Below are 19146 nucleotides of genomic sequence, written 5' to 3' on the forward strand. Positions count from 1 at the left end.
TTGTGACCTGCTTGTGCTCGCCCGCTTACGCGCGGTCCCCGCCGTCGTTCTCGCCCTGGGTGTCCGGAACCGAGTCGGGGACGGACTCTACGACGGCGCGTTCAGCCTTGCGGACACTCAGCCGGTCCAGCACCAGTGCCACGGCGGCGCCCAGGGCTGCGCCGCCGGCGATGCAGAAGGTCAGGAAGAAGCCGAAGACGGAATTCGCGTCGTAGCCCTCGTCCCCCGGCAGGCCGTAGGCGATGACAGCCGCCACCACGACGCCCAGCAGGCCGCCAGCAATCAGGAACGGCACATACTTCGGAGCGCGCCGGACGGTGACGGCGCGTCGTTCGGGCACAACGGGGGTGTCTTCAGGAACCATGCCGTTAAGCCTACTGCCCCGCCGTGCCTCGGATTCGCGCCGGTTCGCCCCGGTTTTTCGCGCCGGATTCGGACAGGGGCTGCCCAGATCCGGGGTGCGGCTGTCCGATTCCGCGGCGGAAATCCGGAAGCCTAGCGGGAACGGGGACTACGGGGCAGACTTGTGTGCGGGGGAGGGTGCGGTCCGCGGACTGTAAGGACGCACCATGGCAGTTGCAGCGGACGACATCCGCGACCGGCAGCGCATTATTTGGGACCATTTCGCGGCCGGCTGGAAGAAGTGGGACGCGGCACTGCTCGGCTGGCACGGGCCCTTCGGCGACGCTGTGATCGAGGACGCCTGGCTGGGGCCGGATTCGGTGGTGCTCGACGTCGCCTCGGGGACCGGCGAACCCGGGCTTACGGCCGCGGCGCTGGTGCCGGAGGGCCAGGTCGCCATGGCGGACATTTCTGCCGGCATGCTGCACGTGGCCACCGAGAAAGCCGCTGGCCTGGGCCTGACCAACGTGAGCTTCAGTGTCTGCGACGCCGCAGGGTTGCCCTTTGAGGACGCGACGTTCGACGCCGTCCTGTGCCGCTTCGGGTTCCTGTACTTTCCGGACACGCGGGCCGCTCTTGCGGAAATGATGCGCACGGCAAAGCCCGGCGCGAGGATCAGCGCCGCCGTCTGGGGCCGGGCCGCCCAGAACCCCTGGGCCACCCTCGTGCTCGGCGCGCTCGTGCAGCATGCCGAGCTCGCGCGGCCGCCGGCCGGGATGCCGGGGGTGTTCCGTTGCTCGGCGCCGGGCTTCATGGCCCGGCTGTTCCGGCAGGCCGGACTCGTGGAGGTCACCGAGCGGACGGTCAGCACGGACCTGGTGCACCGCTCCCCGGAGAGTTACTGGGAGTTCATGCAGGACATCGCGACCATGGTGGCACTGGGGCTGGCGCAGGCGGACCGGGAAGCACAGGCCCTGATCCGTTCGGACGTGTTCCAGATGCTGGGGCGCTATGAGCACGAAGGCGCCGTCCGGCTGCGGTCAGCGGCGACCATCGTGGCCGGAACCCGGGTGTAGGCCGCTTTTCGCACCGGTTCCGGACAGCCGCACCGCGGACCCGGGGTGCGGCTGTCCGAAACCGGCGCGGATTTCGAGGATCGGCGCGGTTTCAGTGGCGGCAGGCCGGTCGTGTCTGCCGCGGGACGCCCATAGCCGAAAGGTAAGCCCCGAACCGGGCAGAGCAGGAGATCCCCTTCCAGGTCCAGCGGATCACCCTCCGCCCGGTCGCCCGAATCCGGTCTTCGCGGCGCTTCTCCTCAATGACGACGTCGGAGGCGGTGCGGCCCTGTAGGTACTCCGGCTTCTGGTATTTGACCAGGCCGTCGAATTCTCCGCAGAGCCGGTCTTCGCACCATTCGAAGTCGGGGCGGCCGGCAAAACCCCTGGCATCGAAGACTTCGGACTGGAGCGTCGGAGACTGGAAGCCGAGGCGGTGCATCAGGGCCCGGCTTACGGACTCTCCGGCCGAGCCCGACGCCGCATCCGCGAAGTCTAGGGCGGCACGGATGCGCCTGGCCGCCGAGGCGGAGTAGTTGGTCCCGATGCCGGCATCCAGCTCCGACTTGCTCAGCGGCGCCAGCCCGGGTTGAGGTTTCAGGACGTGGTCGAGGGCGGCAACCGCCTGTTCGAAAGACTCGAACGCCGCGAGGTCCAGCACCGTCTGGAGCCGGGAAGTGACCAGCAACCCGCGACGTTCGTCGACCTGCAGCAACCCGGCATCAGCGAAGTGCCGCCGGACGCCGGCCCGGGAGCGGCCGCCGCGGTCATCGAAGGTGCAGGCATGCACCAACAGTGAGCGGCCCAGTACTGGAAGATCCCACAGCGCGGCGGATGATGCCCGGCAAAACACGGTCCGGTTTTGCAAGGTCGACGCGGCTGCCTGAACCAGAAGCGGGTACTTGTCCCAGAATTTCAGCGCGTCCCACACAGCGGCGGGCGCGTAGACGCCCTGCCGGATCCGGCGCAACTCGCCCGCGGCAGCCCGGCGGGCAAGCTGACGGGTATCGCGGCCCAGACGTGCCGAGTCGCTGCTGAGGATGAAGTCGGTTCGGTCCATGCCCCGATGCTGTCCCGGGAATGCGACGCCGGCAACGGACTAAACAGCGGATGTGGAGAACCGCCGGAGTGGTTCGCGGTTTTCGTGGCGGTTCCGGACGGGCGCACCGCGGGCCCGGTGCGCGGCCGTCCGAAACCGGCGCGGATTTCCGGATACCGTGCGGACCCCTAGACGCCCAGTTCGGCTTTCAGTGCGGCGACGTGGCCCTCGGCCTTGACCTGGTACTGCGCGAGCTTGACCTTGCCCTCCGGATCAAGGACCACGGTGGAGCGAACGATGCCTTCGGTTACCTCACCGCGGACCAGTTTCTCGCCCCAGGCTCCGTAGGCCAGGGCGACGGCGTGGTCCTGGTCGGCGAGCAGTGGGAAGGTCAGCGCGAAGTCACCGGTGAAATGGGCGAGTGCTTCGGGGCCGTCGGGGGAGATGCCCAGCACTTCGTAACCCGAGCCCTGCAGCGAGGACAGGCTGTCACGGAAGTCGCAGGCTTCGGTGGTGCAGCCCGGGGTGGCCGCCTTCGGATAGAAGTACACGATGACGTTCTTGCCGCGGTAGTCAGCGAGCGACACCCGATTGCCCTCGGCATCGGGAAGCGTGAAGTCGGGGGCCGGGGTACCGGGCTGGAGCTTGACGGGGTTCTGGCTCATGGGAAGTCCTTCGGGAGGGCTGGAATGGAATCTGTGAGGCACAACACCGGGCGCTGATTCCCTATTCCGCGAGCGGCACCCGCGCCCCGCACCTGCCGGACCCGCGCTCGGGCCGGTCCGCCCTCAGGCCGGTCCGCTGATGACCCGGTTCCGCCCGGCCAGCAGCCCCACCAGGGAGAGGACCGCCATGATGCCCGCGGTCACGAGGAGCGGCAGCGTCCAGCCGTCGGTGAGGTCGTGAAAGGCGCCGAACAGGACCGGTCCCACCGCGCTGAGCCCGTAGCCGACAGATTGCGCCATGCCGGACAACGCCGCAGCCTGCGGGTGGTTCACCGTCCGGAGGCTGAACAGGGACAAGGCGACGACAATGAGGCTTCCGCAGCCGATGGCCCCCAGGACGATCCACAGCAGCACCAGGTCCGGCGCCAGCGTCAGCCCCAGGAACGTCGCCACCGTGAGCGCGCCGCTGGTGGAGGCCACCAGCCGCTGGTCGCGTCCGCGGTGAAGGATGCCGCCGGCGGCAAGGCTGGCGAAGACGCTGATCAGCAGGAACACAGACAAGTGGATACCGGCGGTGGTGGCGGGGACGCCGCGGCTTTGTTCGATGGTGGGCAGCCAGGCCATCAGGACGTAGAAGGCGATCGACTGCAGCCCCATGAAGATCGTCACCTGCCAGCCCAGGGCGGAGGACCAGGGCGACCGGTAGGTGGCCTTCGGGGCGGCAGCATGTGCCGTGCCCGTCCGGTGGCGGCGCAGCCAGGGCAGCAGCACCGCCATGGCAATCAGAGCCAGTCCCACCCAGATTCCCAGGGCCAGCCGCCAACCGGCCGGGGAGGTTTGGGCTACCGGGACGACGACGGCGGCCCCCACCGCGGCGAAGGCGGCCTGGGCGGCGGTATAGCCCCCGGTGACCTGACTGACCCGCATTGGAAAATCCCGCTTCACGAGCGAGGGCACCAGGACATTGAGGAACGCGATGGCCAGCCCGATCAGCGCGGTGCCGGCCCAGATCACCCCGGTCAGCGGCAGGGAGCGCAGCACGATACCCGCGGCGAGGATCAGCAGGGAGGTCCAGAGCGCCCGGTCAAGGCCCACCCGGTTGGCGAAGCCGGGCGCCAGGGGCGAGAAGACGGCAAAGGCAATGAGTGGAAGTCCGGTCAGGAACCCGGCTGCGGCACTGGAAAGCCCGAGGTCGGTGCTGATGTTCCCGAGGACGGGCCCCACGGTGACAAAGGAAACCCGCAGGTTGACGGCGATAAGCAGCACGCCGATGAAGGCGACGCCGATCCTGGCGGTACGGTCGGTCGTGTTCCGGGTGGCGGCGGGGGTCACGGCATGTCCCTCCGGCCGGAGGCGGCCCGGCTGGCGGGCTCGCTGGCAGGCTGGCCGAGCGCCCAGTCGAACGCGGTTTCCGCCGGCGCCTTGTATTCCAGGCCGATCCGGCCTTCGTACCCCAGCTCCCGGCTGCGGGCGATCCAGCCGGCCAGCCGAAGGCCGCCCGACCCCGGAGCGCCGCGGCCCGGGCTGTCGGCGATCTGGACGTGGCCGAAATCCCGGGCGTGCCGCTCGATGACCGCATCGACGTCGTCGCCGTTGACCGAAAGGTGGTAAAAATCGGCGAGCAGCTTGATGTTCGCCGCGCCCGTCTCCTGCCTGACCCGCGCCAGAACGCGGACGGCGTCGTCGGCCGTCAGGAGTGGGTAGCGGGGTGCGCCGCTGACCGGCTCCAGCAGCACTGTTCCGCCGCTGCGGCCCACAACGGCTGCCGCGGCGGCGAGGTTTTCGACGGCGAGTTCGTCCTGCTCCTCGGGGGAGTGCCCGTCCTGCCGGTTGCCGTAGAGCGCGTTGAAGGAGGTGCAGCCAAGCCGCGCGCCGATGCCGGCGACGACGTCGATGTTGTCCCGGAACTCCGAGCTGCGGCCGGCCCAGGAGACCAGACCGCGGTCCCCGGCAGGCATGTCCCCGGCGTTGAAGTTCAGCCCCGTGAGCCGGACGCCTGCGTCGGTGATGGCCCGTTCGAAGGCAGTGATCTCGGCGTCACCGGGAACGGAGTCCGCGAAGGGCCACCAGAACTCGACGGCGTCGAAACCCGCCGCTTTCACCGCCGCGGGACGTTCCAGCAGCGGCAGTTCGGTCAGCAGGATGGAGCAGTTCACGGTGTAGGACATGGGTTCTTTCGGGTGCAGGGCGGGACGGGCTACCGCCGCTTCCGCGGATCTTTCCGGGTGGCCAGGCCGACCAGCGCCCCGACGGCCACGCCAATCAGCAGCCCGGTGAAGGGTTTGTCCGCCGTGGCCACGCCGACGGCATAGCCGATGGCAGCACCAACCAGCATTCCGATCCACAGCGACTCGTACTTCACAGGCTCAGGCTAGCAAGCCCCAAGCCGCGCGGGCCCCCATCCAAGCCGCGCGGGCCCGCATCCGAGCCGCCCGGGCCCACATCTGAGCCTATAGTCGGAGCATGGAACAGCGCATCTTGGGCAAGACCGGACGGAACGTCTCCATCGTCGGGCTGGGAACCTGGCAGCTTGGAGCGGACTGGGGGACCGTGGACCCGGCGCAGGCTCGGGCCGTCCTGGACGCCGCCGCCGAAGCGGGGGTCACTTTCTTCGACACCGCGGACGTCTACGGGGACGGCCGCAGCGAGCAGGCCATCGGCGCTTTCCTAGCGGACAACCCGGGCCTGGACATCACCGTGGCCACCAAGATGGGCCGCCGCGCGGAGCAGCGGCCGGAGAACTACACCCTCAGCAACTTCCGCGAGTGGACTGACCGGTCCCGGCGCAACCTCGGCAGAGAGCAGCTCGATCTGGTCCAGCTGCACTGCCCGCCGAGTGCCGTCTACAGCAACGCCGAGGTCTACGATGCTCTGGACACCCTCGTGGCCGAGGGCGCTATCCGGAACTACGGCGTCAGCGTCGAGCGGACCGATGAGGCCCTCGAAGCGATCCGGCATGACGGTACCGCCACGGTGCAGATCATCCTCAACGCCTTCCGGCTCAAGCCGCTGGACGAGGTGCTACCCGCGGCACAGGCCGCCGGCGTCGGCATCATCGCCCGCGTGCCGCTCGCCTCCGGTCTGCTCTCCGGGAAATACACCGCGGACACGTCCTTCGCCGAGGACGACCACCGGAACTACAACCGCGCCGGGGCGGCGTTCGACGTCGGCGAGACTTTCTCCGGCATCGACTTCGCGGAGGGCCTCAAGGCCGTGGCGGAGTTCGAACAGCTGGTGCCCGACGGCGTCAGCACCGCCCAGGCGGCCATCGCCTGGATCGCAGCCCAGGACGGCGTGAGTACCGTCATTCCCGGCGCCCGGAACGTCGAGCAGGCCCGCGGCAACGCGGAGGCGGCGTCGGTCAGCGGCATCGACGCGACGTTCGACGTCGGCGTCCGCGAAATCTATGACCGCTACTTCCGCGCCTCGATCCACCCGCGCTGGTAGCCCGCTCTACTGGTAGGTTGCCGGGCCGGATCACTCCGGTGGGTACCAAATCCGCTCCCCGTCCACCCGCGCGAAGGAGGTCAGGGTGTGGGGCTTGGCGGACTTTTCCGTCATGATGTCCAGCACCTTGGCCTTCCGGACCAGCAGCGCGTCGCCGACCAGCGAGCGGTGGCAGCGCCAGGGGACGGCTTCGGCGCACATGATCGCCGCGTCGCTGTGCTTGCCGTGCTCCAGCAGCTGGCCAACGGCGTCAGCGAAGTCCTCGGTCTGCATGTAGTCCGCATAGCCCCGGAACGAGGCATTGCGCCAGGCGCCGTTGGGACTGTCCTTGGTGGTGTGCCGCAGCCCGCCCAGGGAGGCCATCCGCCGGTAGGTGATTCCGCTGGCCCGGACGCTCGCCGCCAGCTCATCGGTGTTGAACTGCGGGTTGTGCCGTGACTTCGGGACGGTCCGCACATCGATCAGCTTCTTGATCCCGTGGGCCTTGAGGATGCCGATGAACTCGTCGATGGGGTGCGTGGAGTGCCCCACCGTGAAGATAGTCGTGTCCGTCATGTCCCCCATGCTAAACGCCGGCGGCGGGGGCGGCGCGGATAGTCTGGTTGAGCTACGAGCTGCCAACGGAACGGGCACCAGCTATGACTTCACGCGCCATTGAGGACTTCGTCAACCGGCTCGCCGCCGTGGAGACAGGGCCAGCGTGCAACAACTTCTTTGACGACGCTGCACCCGGGAACGCCCAGCGCCGGCTGAACCTCGCCATCTACCTGCAGGAAATGCTCGACCGCTCCCCGAAAGTGCTGCTGGTCGGTGAGGCGCCGGGCTTCCGGGGCATGGGGATCACCGGCGTTCCCTTCACCAACAGGACCATGTTCGGCGGTCCAGCGAACCGGCTCGGGCTTTTCGGACCAGGCAAGGGCTACGTTGTGCCGCCGGACGCCGACGGAATTGCGGCGGAGCCGACGGCGACGGTGATGTGGGAGGTCCTAGCCGAGCTGGAGTTCCTTCCGCTGCTCTGGAGCGCCTGCCCCTGGCACACCCACCTGCCTGGCCGGCCGCTGTCCAACCGCACCCCCACCGCCGCCGAAGCGGCCCTCGGTTCCCCATTCTGGCAGGAGCTGGCCCGGATCTTCGCCGTCGAGGCGGTGGTGGCCGTCGGTAACGTGTCGCACCGCAGCCTGCAGCGCAGCGGCTTCGACGCCCCGAAAATCCGGCACCCTGCGCACGGCGGCCGGGCCGGGTTCAAGCGGGGACTGCAGGAACTGATCGACGCCGGCATGGCCCGTTAGGTTCGTCGGCAGGGTCGGTGGGTCGGCAGGTTAGGCAGGGTCGGCACGGTCGGCAGGGGAGCCCCCGGCGTCCGTGCCGGCCGGGCTAGGGTGGAAGGACGTTTTGATCCGTGGATGAAAGGCAGGACCATGACTGATCCGAACCAACCGAGCACCGATCCCGCCGACCTGCGCGGACCGGGCGACCCGGACGCCGTCGAAGTCCGCCAGCCGCACGCCGAACCGGGGCAGGCCGGCAACATCCGTGACGAACAAATGACCCATGCCGCCGGAACGGTGCCCGCCGCCTATGTCGGGTCCGGCGACCCCGGAGCCGAGGACAAGCCGGAAGACGCCGTTGACGCCGGCACCTGGGACGACGAGGTGTAAGAGACCGTCGCCATGACCGGGTGACAGCAAGTTCAAAGTTCTTCCATAGGTCGTACCGCTAGCTTGAGCCGCTATGGAAGAGAGCATGACCTGGCACGGGCACACCGGCCCGCGGCACGTACGGGCGGATCGGCGCAGCACCGCCCTGTTGCCGGTCGCAGTTACTGCCCTTTTGGCAATGGGGCTAGCCCTCGGCGGCTATTCGGCCGCGCACCCCCGTTCGACGGCGGCCGCGGCCGGAACCGTAACCGGAACCGTGACAAGCAAGCTCGCACCGGCCGGCGCTGCCGTTCAGGCCGCCGGAACTGCCGTCCTCGCAGCCGGGGCTGCCGCTGGCACCGCAGCGGGAACCGGCGCTGCGGCCGCAGGAGCGGGCACCGCAGCCCTGCACGCCGCCGCCGGAACCATTGACCCGGAACTTGAGACGGAGATCAACGGCATCATTGACGCCAGTCCTGAGTACCGGATCGGGGTGGCCCTAGTGGACCTATCGGGCGGCTCCGATGCGGAGGTTCACCGGTATGGGAGCGAGGACCCCTTCGTGGCGGCCAGCACCGCCAAGGTGCTGGCTGCGGAGGCATTTTACCACCAGGTCGACATCGGCGCAGCCTCGCTGGACGAACAGCTGGGCGACTACTCCGCGGCCTTCCAGCTGCAGGCGATGATCCAGCAGAGTGATAACGACTCCTGGGCGCTGATCATGGACGCCGTGGGCCACGCGGAACTGACGGACTATGCGGCGTCGCTGGGCGTGCAGTACAGCCCCGAGAGCAACGCGCTCACGCCGTCGGACATGGCCCGGATTCTGGCGGGGCTCTACCGCGGAACGCTGCTGGAGGCCAGGGATGCCGCGCAATTGCTTTCCGCCATGCAGGACACGAACGATGAGACACTGATTCCCGCCGCGGTTCCCGCCGGCGTCACCGTCTTCCACAAGTACGGCGCGCTGGACGGGGAACTGCACGATGCCGCCATCCTCGCCAAGGACGGGCAGGCGTACGCCCTCGTGGTTTACACCAGCGGTGACGACCTGAGCAGTGCCCCGGAGCGCACGGACATCATCCACCGGATAGCGGCCGCGGTAACGGACGCCGTGTTCTAGACGCGCTTCGCCGAGTCCGCACCGGAAACGGACGGGCGCACCGGAAACGGACAGGCGCACCCCGGGCCCGGGGCGCGCCTGTCCGAAAGCGGCGCGAAAAGCCCGGCTACTTCGCCAGGAACCCCAGCAGCGCCTCGTTGACCTCGGCGGCGTGGGTCCACAGCATGCCGTGCGGGGCGCCCTCGATCTCCACGTACTCCGCGTCCGGCAGCGCCTTCGCGAAGCGGCGGCCGGTAACGTCGATCGGCAGGATCTGGTCCGCGGTGCCGTGCACGATCAGGGCCGGGACGTCGATCTTGGCCACGTCTGCGCGGAAGTCGGTGAGCCAGGTGGGCTGTGCGGCCGCCGACGCCGTCGGGCCGCCCGAGGTGGCGAGGTTCCAGCCGGCCCGCATCACTTCCTCGCTGAGCCGTGGCGTGCCCAGGAAGGTGTCGCTGTTGTAGAAGTTCTTGAAGAAGTCGGTGAAGAAGGCGTATCGGTCGGCGGTGACTGCCTCCATCAGGCTGTCGAACACCGACTGCGGGGCGCCTTCCGGGTTGTCCTCGGTCTGCAACAGGTAGGGTTCCAGCGAGCCGAGGAACACGGCCTTGGCCACCCGTGCCGAACCGTAACTGCCCAGGTAGCGGCCCACCTCGCCGGTGCCCATCGAGAAGCCGACCAGCACGGCGTCGTTCAGGTCCAGGTTTGTCAGCAGCGTATTGAGGTCAGCGGCGAAGGTGTCGTAGTCGTAACCCTCGGTCGGTTTGCTGGACTGGCCGAACCCGCGCCGGTCGTAGGTGATGACGCGGTAGCCGGCGGCCAGGAGCGCGGCCGTCTGCTTCTCCCAGGACGATCCGTCCAGCGGGTAGCCATGGATCAGGACCACCGGCTGTCCGGACCCGTGGTCTTCGTAGTAAAGCTCGACGTCGGTGCTGTTCTCGGTTCCAACCTTGATGTATGCCATGAAGCGGTCCTCTCGGTACGGTCTGGAGTCAATCCGCGGGCTGCCCTCCCGGGTCCCACTGTAGGAAAGCAACGCCCAAGGGGTGCGGCCTGTTCCATGAATTTGGTCCGCATACCCCCTGGGGTATAGTGGAGGCACGAAACCTACCAAAGGGGAACAGCATATGTGCCGACAGGTTGCATGCAAGAAGTGCGGTAAGACCACGTGGGCCGGCTGCGGCCAGCACGTCGACCAGGTTATGCGCGGCGTCAAGAGCGCCGACCGCTGCAAGGGCCATGCCGACGAGCCGAAAACCGGCTTCTTCGCCAAGTTCTTCGGCCGCTAAAGCCTGCCCGTGTCCGGGCGGCGGTAAGGCTCCCGCTGCCCGGCAGCTGGCTGCCCGGGTTGTGGACACTGTCAGCAAAGGGTGAGGCCTGACCACTAGGCTGGCAGCTATGCCAAGGAAAATTTCAGTCAGCCTGCCGGACTCCAGCCTGCGGGAATACCTCAAACCCCACCCCGACGTCACTGTCCTCGAATGGGACCTGACCGGGGAACCGCCCCAGTCCCGCCTCGACATCGTGGTGCCGCCCTACATGGGCGGCCAGGGAGTCCTGCGAGGACTGGAAGCCGTGGAGACCGGGCTGGTGCAGAGCCAGTCGATCGGTTACGACGGCGTGGAGGAGTTCCTGCCTGCCGGCCGGACGTACGCCAACGCCGCCAGTGTCCACGAGGCATCCACCGCTGAGCTGACCGTGGCCCTGATCCTGGCCAGCCAGCGTGAGCTGCCGAGGACGCTGCAGAACCAGCGCGAACGCCGCTGGGAAGCCCGTCCGACTGCCAGCCTGGCGGACCAGCGCGTCCTGATCATTGGTTACGGCGGCGTCGGCAAGGCGATCGAAGACCGGCTGCTGCCGTTTGAAACCACCGTGGCCCGCGTGGCCAGCAAGGCGCGGTCTGACTCACGCGGTCCCGTCCACGGCATCGACGAGCTGCAGGCCCTGTTGCCGGAGCACGACATCGTGGTGGTCGTGGTGCCGCTCAGCGACTCCACCCGGCACCTCGTCGACGATACGTTTCTTGCCGCCATGCCCGACGGCGCCCTGCTGGTCAACGTGGCCCGCGGACCGGTCGCGGACACCGATGCCCTGGTCAAGCACACCGGCTCCGGCCGGCTCCGCGCCGCGCTGGACGTCACCGATCCCGAGCCGCTGCCCGAGGACCACCCGCTGTGGGACATCCCCGGCGTCATCATCAGCCCGCACGTCGGCGGGGCGAGCGCAGCCATGCGTCCTCGGATGGGCAGGCTGCTGCAGCGGCAGATCGAGTTGATGCTCGCTGATGAGCCGCCGTTGAACGTGGTGCTGGGCGGCTAAGCCGAAAGGCTAGGAACCAGGCTGCCGGGCGCCGTCGGGCGGGGTGCTATCGCCCCGTCCGGCGGTGTCCACCACGCAGAACCGATTGCCTTCCGGATCGGCCAGGATGACGTAGTCCGCGTCCGCCGGCCGCTTGCTCCATTCAACCTTGGTGGCGCCGAGGTCCAGGAGGCGCTGCACCTCGGCGTCCTGGTCCTCCGTGTAAAGGTCCAGATGCAGACGCGGTGGGACCTGCACGGCGGCCGGTACGTGGTCCAGGGAAATGCACGTGCCACCCCCTCCGGGCGGCTGCAGAATCACGAAACCGTCGTCCGGCTCCCGCCGCGGCTCGTAGCCCAGGGCGGCCTGCCAGAAACTCATTTGCCGTTCCAAGTCATCCACCCGGATCACGACCGAGCCGATGCTCAACATCGCCCTAAACGCTCCGCCAGTCGTGCCCGGTGATGTGGGAGCCGGCCTGCGGTCCCATCTGGAGCATGCCGCCGTCGACCGCCCAGGTGGCTCCGGTGACATAGCTCGAGGCCGGGGAGGCCAGGAAGGCGATGACGGCCGCCACTTCCCGGGCGTCACCGGGCCGGCCGAGGGGAACGCCGGGCCGGTCGGCCTGCGTGGGGTCTTCGTCCGTCTGCCCGGTCATGGGAGTGGCGATCTCGCCGGGTGCGACGTTGTTTGCCGTGATGCCGTGCTCGGCGAGTTCCAACGCCATGGTCTTGATCAACCCGCCCAGGCCGTGCTTCGAGGCGTCATAGGCGGCGGCCCCCACCCGGGGCTGGAGCTCGTGGACGCTGGTGACGGCGACGATGCGGCCGCCGCGGCCCTGCTTCACCATGTGCCGCGCGGCGGCCTGCAGGCAGACGAACGCGCCGTTGAGGTTGGTGTTGAGGGTCTGCATCCAGGTGTCCAGGTCAAGGTCAATGAATTTGGTGCCGTCGCCGGTGCCGGCGTTGTTGACGTACACGTCCACGCTGCCCAGTTCCTTGGCCAACTCATCTATGGCGGCTGCGGCTTCGCGGACCTCGGTGGTGTCCAGGCGGCGAACCACTGCTTTGCGCCCGAGGCTCCGGATCTCTTCGGCCGTCGCTTCCGCGCCCTGCTGGTCGGTGTGCCAGGTGACGCCGACGTCGAGCCCGGCTTTCGCCAGCGCCACCGCCGTCGCGCGGCCTATGCCGGAGTCGGATCCCGTGACGATTGCCGTTGCAGGCTGAAAACTGGTCGTGTCTTCCATCGCACATCCTTTCGTGAGGGTGGGCCGTGAGCCGTGAGCCGTGGTCGCGAACCAGGCAGGCTTTCACGCTAGGCGCGCCGGGGCGCGACGCGCAAGGGCTGCCCCGGACCGGCCCCGGCCGTTGGCGGTGGCACTAGCGGCTCCCGTCGGCCCGGCGCATCGCCGCCGACCGGAACACCGCGGCCTGCTGCGCGGCCGGGCTGAGCCGGTGGCTGGCGAGCTGGGCGAGGAGGATCCTGCGTTTCGGGTGCCAGCCCGTGACCCCCGACGCCGGGCACCCGGCGGAACCGGTCAAGGCTCCGCAGCCGGTGCTGGCGCACTAGCTTCTCAACCTCCGCATTCTCGAATATAAAAAAGGGCGGGTCCTCCGGTTTTCACCGAAGGACCCGCCTTTACTGGTGCTATTTACGTTGACTTACTTGACGGCGACAAATGCTTTGTCGGCCACCATTCCCGGCCGAATAGCGAGGACGCCCTGGGCGGCAGTGGCTGACGGCACTTCGATGGCTTTGTTGCCGGTGGCTGTCCCGCCCTTGTAGAGCGCGCTGGTCGTGTCAATCGGTTCAGGCGCCATGACCAGCTTGTCGAGGCCGTTGATTGTCTTGCCGTCCGGCGTGACGTACTCGACGGAGACGAATGCGGGCATCTGTCCGTTGGCGTCGTTGCCGATGTAAGTGGCCGAGAAGTTCACGAGGATGTACTCGGAGCCTGCGGCCGGCGGCTTGTTGTAAGTGTCGGCCGCCATTACAGCATCAGTTGCGGCGAGCTTGACCGAGTTGACGACGATGCGCCAGTCCTTGGACTCCACGGCGGAACCAATCGGGTTCGGGTTTTCGCGGGTGCCGACTTTGCTGCCACTGTTGCCTGCGGGCGCGGCATTCGTGGAGGTTGCCCCGGAGGGCTGAACGACCTTCGTCTCGCCGCTGCCCACTGCGTTACTAAATGATGTGGCGACAACCGAAGTAAATACGACGACGCCGACGATGGTGCCCACTACGGAGATGATGAGGGCGGCGATACCCATCCCCTTGGCCTTGTCCTTGAAGAACAAGGAAACAATGGCAAGGATGAAGGCAATCGGAAGCAGAATCCAACCGATGATCAATGCACCGGGGACGCAAGCAAAAATAAATCCGACGATCGCCGCAATAAGGGCAATCAGCCCGACGACATTCCTCGGTTTCTTTGCCTTTGTCGGCTGCTGTACAGGTGCTACGGGTGGCGCCCCGTGTCCGGCTTGTGCGGTGGACGGCTGCTGCGGTTCGTGGGGCGCGGTCTGCTGTGAGCCCACCCCAGGGAGCTCTGAATTTGTCATAACTCAAACTATTTCAGAGGGGTATGACAACAAGCGTTTCCCGACACAGATGAAGTGATAACGAATTGGCATTCAAATTCCACCCTGCCCCCGCCCGGCCTCCGGTCGTAAACTGACGGACGGGCGCGGGGTCCGCGATGCCGGTTGGCCATGGCGGCCGGCCGGAACCGCTGGCATGTGCCCCCGAATGACCGAACGGCCCGGCTGTCCCACCAGGGCCGCCATCGAGAGCTACGGAAAGGGTCACGGACGCCAAAGCCGTGAGAGCACCATTGCGGGCTTCGCGCCCCGCGGCCGGCCGGTGGTTCTGGGCGTTCCTCAGGAATCCCTCGAGGCCAGCGCCGCCAGCTTGGTGATGGGCAGCAGCTCCGAAAACGGGCACGCCTCCGGCCTGCGAAGGACTCCGAGTACACGCTCCGACTCTCCGCCCTCACCGGGTTCCGGCCCATGGTCGAACGTACCCGCTGGAGAAGGCCGCAGAGGCTTCGACCACATGATGTCCGGGAAGGCGCGCTTCCGCGTGGCCCTGGCCACCGACGGCGCCCACTGAGCGGTTGTAACTGCAGGGCTCCCTTCCCGGGGTACTCGCGGTGACAGGAGGCAGGAGACCTTGACGGCTTCCTGCCTCGTTCGCGTTTATCCAAGCCGTAGTTGGACATGCGCTCAGCGCGACATCAAGCCTTCAGCCTAGCCCGAGCCGCCGTGCAGGCGCTGGGTAGGGGTGCGCAGTTCGCGGGCCAGGAACCGGTACAGCCCGACGGCCAGGGATACCAGACCCAGGACCAGGAATTTGATCAGGAGCACAGCAAGGGCAACCGCGCCGGTGATGAGCAGCAGCAGGCCAAGGGGGACCAGCAGGGGCAGATAGATGAGGAAGGCGCCGAACACCGCCGCGAGGTAGCCGCGCTGCGTATGTCATGATCGTGGCCTGATCCATCGAAAATCCTGTCGAAAAGACACGGCGTCGGCGGTGCTGCACGGCGATAGATTGTTAATAGCACCGCCCTATCGGACCAGCAAGAGCCCGCGGAATCCGCCCTGAGAGGAACGCCTTCCCTTCCAAGCATCCGGACGTAAACTGACATTCGAACCACCGGGGGAACCGTGCGAGATGCGGCGGGAACCGTGCGCCACGACGGGTAATCCGCGCATGAACTGGAGGCCGGATGCTCTGGAAACTGCTCGTCCAATACCTGCGGCCGCAGCGCAGGCTGTTGCTCGCCGTCGTCGTCTTCCAGCTGGCCGCGTCTATCGCCTCGCTCTACCTGCCCACGTTGAACGCCGACATCATCGATAACGGCGTGGCGCGCGGGGACACGGACTACATACTACGCACCGGCGGTGTGATGCTGATGATCACCCTGTTGCAGATCGCCTGCACCATTGCTGCCGTCTACTTCGGTGCGAAGGCCGCGATGGCGCTGGGCCGGGACGTGCGCGGGGCGATCTTCACCCGGGTGGCCGAGTTCTCCGAGCAGGAAGTCACCCGGTTCGGCGCGCCCAGCCTGATCACCCGCTCCACCAACGACGTCCAGCAGGTCCAGCAGTTGGTGCTGATGTCCGCCACCCTGATGGTCACCGCCCCCATGCTGAGCATCGGCGGCGTCATCATGGCCATCCGGCAGGACGTGCAGTTGTCCTGGCTGATCGCCGTCAGCGTGCCGGTGCTCCTCATCGCTGTGGGCTTGATCGTCTCCCGGATGGTGCCGCTGTTCCGGCTGATGCAGACCCGGATCGACACGGTCAACCGGGTGCTGCGTGAACAGCTCACCGGCATCCGCGTGGTCCGCGCGTTCGTGCGTGAGGACATCGAGACCGCGCGCTTTGGCCGGGCCAACGAGGACGTCACGGACACCGCGCTGCGCGCCGGGCGGCTGATGGCGCTCGCGTTCCCCACCGTGATGCTGGTGCTCAATGTCTCCTCCGTGGCGGTGATCTGGTTCGGCGCGTTCCGGATTGAGGACGGCTCCATGCAGGTGGGCACGATGATCGCGTTCCTGAGCTACCTGATGCAGATCCTGATGTCCGTCATGATGGCCACCTTCATGGCGATCATGATCCCGCGCGCGGCCGTTTCCGCGGACCGGATCGGCGCGGTGCTGGGCACCGAGTCCAGCGTCCGGCCGCCCGTGCATCCGGTCAGCATCTCCGGTGCCGCCCGCGGTGAGCTGGAGATGCGCGACGTCGGATTCGCCTACCCGGGTGCGGAGGCGCCGGTCCTCTCGGACGTGGACTTCACTGCCCGAGCCGGGCAGACGACGGCGATCATCGGGGCCACCGGGTCGGGCAAGACCACGCTGGTGAACCTGATGCCGCGGCTCTTCGATGCGACCTCCGGGTCTGTGCGGATCGACGGCGTGGACGTCCGCGAGCTGCACCCGGACCTGCTCTGGGGGCACATTGGCCTGGTCCCGCAAAAGCCCTACCTGTTCTCCGGCACGGTGCGCAGCAATCTGCTCTACGGCAAGCCGGACGCCTCCGAGGAGGAACTCTGGCAGGCGCTGGCGATCGCCCAGGCCGAGGACTTTGTCCGTGAGATGGAGGGCGGCCTGGACGCGCCGATCTCGCAGGGCGGCACCAACGTCTCCGGCGGGCAGCGGCAGCGGATCGCGATCGCCCGGGCGCTGGTGAAGCGACCCGAGCTGTACATCTTTGACGACTCGTTTTCCTCGCTGGACACCGCCACGGATGCTCGGCTGCGGCAGGCGCTCAAGGACCACACCGCCGGTGCGACGCTGGTGATCATCGCCCAGCGGGTGTCCAGCATCGCGGTCGCTGACCAGATCCTGGTGCTCGACGACGGCAGGATCGTCGCGCACGGCACGCACGAGGAGTTGCTGGAGACCTCGGAGACGTACAACGAAATTGTGAACTCCCAGCTGGCAGCGGAGGAAGCGGTATGAGCAAGGTCGAGTCCCCGACGGCGGGCGGCGGCCCGGGCGGCTCGCGCGGCGCGGGCGGGGCCCGCGGCGCGGGCGGGGCCGCAGCGGGCGGAGAGCCGCGCTCCGGTGCCGGCGCACCCGGGGCTGCGCAGGAGGCCCCGCTGCGGATTCCCCGGCCGCGCGGCGGCCCCGGCCACGGCGGCCCGTTCGCCGGGATGAACGTCCCTGCCGAGAAGGCGATGAACTTCGGCCCGTCCGCGGAGCGGCTGCTCGGCGAACTCCGCCCCGAACGGCTCTGGCTGGCGCTGGTACTGGCCCTCGCCGTCGTGAGCGTGGCGCTTTCGGTGATCGGGCCGCGTCTGCTCGGTGAAGGGACCAACCTGATCTTCGCCGGCGTCGTGTCCAAACAGCTGCCCGCCGGGGTGAGCAAGGCGCAGCTGATCGCGCAGCTGCGGGCCGCGGGGGAGAACCAGAAAGCGGACATGCTCAGCGCCATGGCGCTCACGCCCGGCACCGGCATCGACTTCGCCGCGCTGTCCTCGGTGCTGCTGTGGGCGCTGGTGCTGTACGTGCTGGCGTCGGCGTTTATGTGGATGCAGGCATATATCCTCAACGGCGTGGTGCAGCGGACCGTGTACCGGCTGCGCGAACGGATCGAGGCGAAGATCAACAGGCTGCCGCTGCGCTACTTCGACACCGTGCAGCGCGGCGAACTGCTCAGCCGGGTGACCAACGACGTTGACAACATCTCCCAGAGCCTGCAGCAGTCCATCAGCCAGGCGGTGACCTCGCTGCTGACCGTCGCCGGGGTGCTGGTGATGATGGTCATCCTGTCGCCGACGCTGGCGATCATCGCCCTGGTGACCATCCCGCTGACCCTGGTGACGACTGCGCTGATCGCCAAGCGCTCACAGAAACTGTTCGTGGCGCAATGGAAGAACACCGGCGAGCTGAACGGCCAGATCGAGGAGACCTACACCGGACACGCGCTGGTGAAGGTCTTCGGCCGGCAGCGCGAGGTGGAGGAAACATTCCGAAAGAAGAATGTGGAGCTGTACCAGGCCAGCTTCGGTGCGCAGTTCATTTCCGGGCTGATCATGCCGGCCATGACGTTCATCGGGAACCTGGTTTACGTGGGGATCGCTGTGGTGGGCGGGCTGCAGGTGGCGTCCGGGGCGATGCAGCTGGGCGATGTGCAGGCGTTCATCCAGTATTCGCGGCAGTTCACCCAGCCGCTGGCCCAGCTGGGCTCGATGGCGAACCTGCTGCAGTCCGGCGTGGCCTCGGCCGAGCGGGTGTTCGAGCTGCTGGACACTGAGGAGCAGTCGCCTGACCCGGTTCCGGCCGTGGCACCCGACGGCGGGCGGGGGCGGCTGGTGTTCGAGGACGTGTCCTTTGCCTACTCTCCGGACAAGCCGCTGATCTCTTCGCTGTCTCTGGTGGCGGAGCCGGGGCAGACCGTGGCGATCGTGGGGCCGACCGGGGCAGGCAAGACCACGCTGGTGAACCTGATGATGCGCTTCTACGAGCTCGATGCCGGGCGGATCACGTTGGACGGCGTGGATGTCGCGGCGATGTCCCGGCACGAGCTGCGGTCGCGGATGGGCATGGTGCTGCAGGACACCTGGCTGTTCGGCGGGACCATCCGGGACAACATCGCCTACGGCCGGCCGTCGGCCACGGAAGCGGAGATCCTGGAGGCGGCGAAGGCGACCTACGTGGACCGGTTCGTGAAGTCCCTGCCGCAGGGCTATGACACCGTGCTCGACGACGAAGGTTCCAATGTCTCGGCGGGGGAGAAGCAGCTGCTGACGATCGCCCGGGCATTCCTGGCCCGGCCGTCGGTGCTGATCCTGGACGAGGCTACATCGTCTGTGGATACCCGGACCGAGGTGCTGGTGCAGAAGGCGATGAGCGCGCTGCGGTCCGACCGCACCTCGTTCGTCATAGCCCACCGGCTTTCCACCATCCGCGACGCCGACCTCATCCTGGTGATGGAAGCCGGCCAGATCGTGGAGCAGGGGACTCACGCGTCATTGTTGGAGGCCGGTGGCGCGTACGCCGCGCTGTACGAGGCGCAGTTCGCGGCTCCCGTGGCGGAGGTCTAAGGGGCGTTAG

At 67.8% G+C, this 19146-nt stretch carries 22 protein-coding genes; 9 read left to right on the forward strand and 13 right to left on the reverse strand.

Annotated elements, in window-relative coordinates; translation table 11 throughout:
• Positions 1 to 25: 25 nt before the first annotated feature.
• On the reverse strand, positions 26 to 364 hold the full coding sequence (locus QFZ61_RS05085; protein ID WP_307033902.1) for a hypothetical protein: 339 nt from the start codon (positions 362 to 364) through the stop codon (positions 26 to 28).
• A 205-nt stretch (positions 365 to 569) separates the two neighbouring features.
• Between QFZ61_RS05085 and QFZ61_RS05090 the strand changes: the two genes are divergently transcribed.
• Entirely contained in the window at positions 570 to 1418 is an 849-nt protein-coding gene (locus QFZ61_RS05090) for a class I SAM-dependent methyltransferase (protein WP_307033903.1), read from the forward strand.
• 91 nt (positions 1419 to 1509) lie between these two features.
• Here QFZ61_RS05090 and QFZ61_RS05095 read toward each other — a convergent pair whose 3' ends face one another.
• From QFZ61_RS05095 to QFZ61_RS05115, 5 genes are all read right to left on the reverse strand, one after another.
• On the reverse strand, positions 1510 to 2457 hold the full coding sequence (locus QFZ61_RS05095; RefSeq protein WP_307033905.1) for a type IV toxin-antitoxin system AbiEi family antitoxin domain-containing protein: 948 nt from the start codon (positions 2455 to 2457) through the stop codon (positions 1510 to 1512).
• Positions 2458 to 2624: 167 nt separating this feature from the next.
• On the reverse strand, positions 2625 to 3101 hold the full coding sequence (bcp, locus tag QFZ61_RS05100; RefSeq protein WP_307033907.1) for a thioredoxin-dependent thiol peroxidase: 477 nt from the start codon (positions 3099 to 3101) through the stop codon (positions 2625 to 2627).
• Positions 3102 to 3224: 123 nt separating this feature from the next.
• Entirely contained in the window at positions 3225 to 4433 is a 1209-nt protein-coding gene (locus QFZ61_RS05105) for an MFS transporter (RefSeq protein WP_307033909.1), read from the reverse strand.
• Positions 4430 to 5269: a hydroxypyruvate isomerase family protein gene (locus tag QFZ61_RS05110; protein ID WP_307033911.1), complete on the reverse strand. Its 840-nt coding sequence runs from the start codon at positions 5267 to 5269 to the stop codon at positions 4430 to 4432. Before QFZ61_RS05110 ends, QFZ61_RS05105 begins: the two co-directional genes overlap by 4 nt.
• 29 nt (positions 5270 to 5298) lie before the next feature.
• Positions 5299 to 5463 carry a glycine zipper domain-containing protein gene (locus QFZ61_RS05115; protein ID WP_307033913.1) on the reverse strand — a complete coding sequence of 55 codons (165 nt, stop codon included), beginning with the start codon at positions 5461 to 5463 and terminating at the stop codon, positions 5299 to 5301.
• Positions 5464 to 5564: 101 nt separating this feature from the next.
• Here QFZ61_RS05115 and QFZ61_RS05120 point away from each other — a divergent pair, with 101 nt between their 5' ends.
• Positions 5565 to 6548 carry an aldo/keto reductase gene (locus QFZ61_RS05120; RefSeq protein ID WP_307033915.1) on the forward strand — a complete coding sequence of 328 codons (984 nt, stop codon included), beginning with the start codon at positions 5565 to 5567 and terminating at the stop codon, positions 6546 to 6548.
• Positions 6549 to 6578: 30 nt separating this feature from the next.
• Here the strand turns inward: QFZ61_RS05120 and QFZ61_RS05125 are convergent, their stop codons facing one another.
• Positions 6579 to 7103: a DUF488 family protein gene (locus tag QFZ61_RS05125; protein ID WP_307033917.1), complete on the reverse strand. Its 525-nt coding sequence runs from the start codon at positions 7101 to 7103 to the stop codon at positions 6579 to 6581.
• A gap of 83 nt (positions 7104 to 7186) precedes the next feature.
• Between QFZ61_RS05125 and QFZ61_RS05130 the strand changes: the two genes are divergently transcribed.
• The 3 genes from QFZ61_RS05130 (at position 7187) to QFZ61_RS05140 (ending at position 9308) form a co-directional block, all read left to right on the forward strand.
• Complete coding sequence (locus tag QFZ61_RS05130; RefSeq protein WP_307033919.1) at positions 7187 to 7837, forward strand: uracil-DNA glycosylase; 651 nt, start codon at positions 7187 to 7189, stop codon at positions 7835 to 7837.
• 129 nt (positions 7838 to 7966) lie between these two features.
• Positions 7967 to 8206, forward strand: a complete 240-nt coding sequence (locus tag QFZ61_RS05135; protein ID WP_307033921.1) for a hypothetical protein — start codon at positions 7967 to 7969, stop codon at positions 8204 to 8206.
• Between the two features lie 85 nt (positions 8207 to 8291).
• Entirely contained in the window at positions 8292 to 9308 is a 1017-nt protein-coding gene (locus tag QFZ61_RS05140; RefSeq protein ID WP_307033923.1) for a serine hydrolase, read from the forward strand.
• Between the two features lie 106 nt (positions 9309 to 9414).
• On the opposite strand, the gene QFZ61_RS05145 is transcribed toward QFZ61_RS05140, so the two are convergent.
• Entirely contained in the window at positions 9415 to 10251 is an 837-nt protein-coding gene (locus QFZ61_RS05145; RefSeq protein WP_307033925.1) for an alpha/beta fold hydrolase, read from the reverse strand.
• A gap of 163 nt (positions 10252 to 10414) precedes the next feature.
• Here QFZ61_RS05145 and QFZ61_RS05150 point away from each other — a divergent pair, with 163 nt between their 5' ends.
• Both QFZ61_RS05150 and QFZ61_RS05155 read left to right on the forward strand, forming a co-directional pair.
• The gene (locus QFZ61_RS05150) at positions 10415 to 10576 is read left to right on the forward strand and encodes a hypothetical protein (RefSeq protein WP_307033927.1); all 162 of its coding nucleotides are present in this window, start codon (positions 10415 to 10417) and stop codon (positions 10574 to 10576) included.
• Between the two features lie 109 nt (positions 10577 to 10685).
• A complete protein-coding gene (locus tag QFZ61_RS05155) occupies positions 10686 to 11606 on the forward strand; it encodes a 2-hydroxyacid dehydrogenase (RefSeq protein WP_307033929.1) in 921 nt (306 codons plus the stop codon).
• A gap of 9 nt (positions 11607 to 11615) precedes the next feature.
• Here QFZ61_RS05155 and QFZ61_RS05160 read toward each other — a convergent pair whose 3' ends face one another.
• From QFZ61_RS05160 to QFZ61_RS05180, 5 genes are all read right to left on the reverse strand, one after another.
• A complete protein-coding gene (locus tag QFZ61_RS05160; protein ID WP_307033931.1) occupies positions 11616 to 12017 on the reverse strand; it encodes a VOC family protein in 402 nt (133 codons plus the stop codon).
• 4 nt (positions 12018 to 12021) lie between these two features.
• Positions 12022 to 12831: an SDR family oxidoreductase gene (locus QFZ61_RS05165; RefSeq protein ID WP_307033933.1), complete on the reverse strand. Its 810-nt coding sequence runs from the start codon at positions 12829 to 12831 to the stop codon at positions 12022 to 12024.
• 133 nt (positions 12832 to 12964) lie between these two features.
• Complete coding sequence (locus tag QFZ61_RS05170) at positions 12965 to 13126, reverse strand: hypothetical protein (protein ID WP_307033935.1); 162 nt, start codon at positions 13124 to 13126, stop codon at positions 12965 to 12967.
• Between the two features lie 120 nt (positions 13127 to 13246).
• Positions 13247 to 14146 (reverse strand): hypothetical protein, encoded by a 900-nt coding sequence (locus QFZ61_RS05175; RefSeq protein ID WP_307033937.1) that lies wholly within the window; start codon positions 14144 to 14146, stop codon positions 13247 to 13249.
• A gap of 687 nt (positions 14147 to 14833) precedes the next feature.
• Entirely contained in the window at positions 14834 to 15034 is a 201-nt protein-coding gene (locus QFZ61_RS05180) for a hypothetical protein (protein ID WP_307033939.1), read from the reverse strand.
• 278 nt (positions 15035 to 15312) lie between these two features.
• Here QFZ61_RS05180 and QFZ61_RS05185 point away from each other — a divergent pair, with 278 nt between their 5' ends.
• Positions 15313 to 17049: an ABC transporter ATP-binding protein gene (locus QFZ61_RS05185; RefSeq protein ID WP_307033941.1), complete on the forward strand. Its 1737-nt coding sequence runs from the start codon at positions 15313 to 15315 to the stop codon at positions 17047 to 17049.
• On the forward strand, positions 17046 to 19136 hold the full coding sequence (locus QFZ61_RS05190) for an ABC transporter ATP-binding protein (protein ID WP_307033943.1): 2091 nt from the start codon (positions 17046 to 17048) through the stop codon (positions 19134 to 19136). The genes QFZ61_RS05185 and QFZ61_RS05190 overlap by 4 nt, the downstream gene beginning before the upstream one ends.
• Positions 19137 to 19146 lie beyond the last annotated feature (10 nt).

The sequence above is a fragment of the Arthrobacter sp. B3I4 genome (assembly GCF_030816855.1).
In the GTDB taxonomy this organism is placed as follows: domain Bacteria; phylum Actinomycetota; class Actinomycetes; order Actinomycetales; family Micrococcaceae; genus Arthrobacter.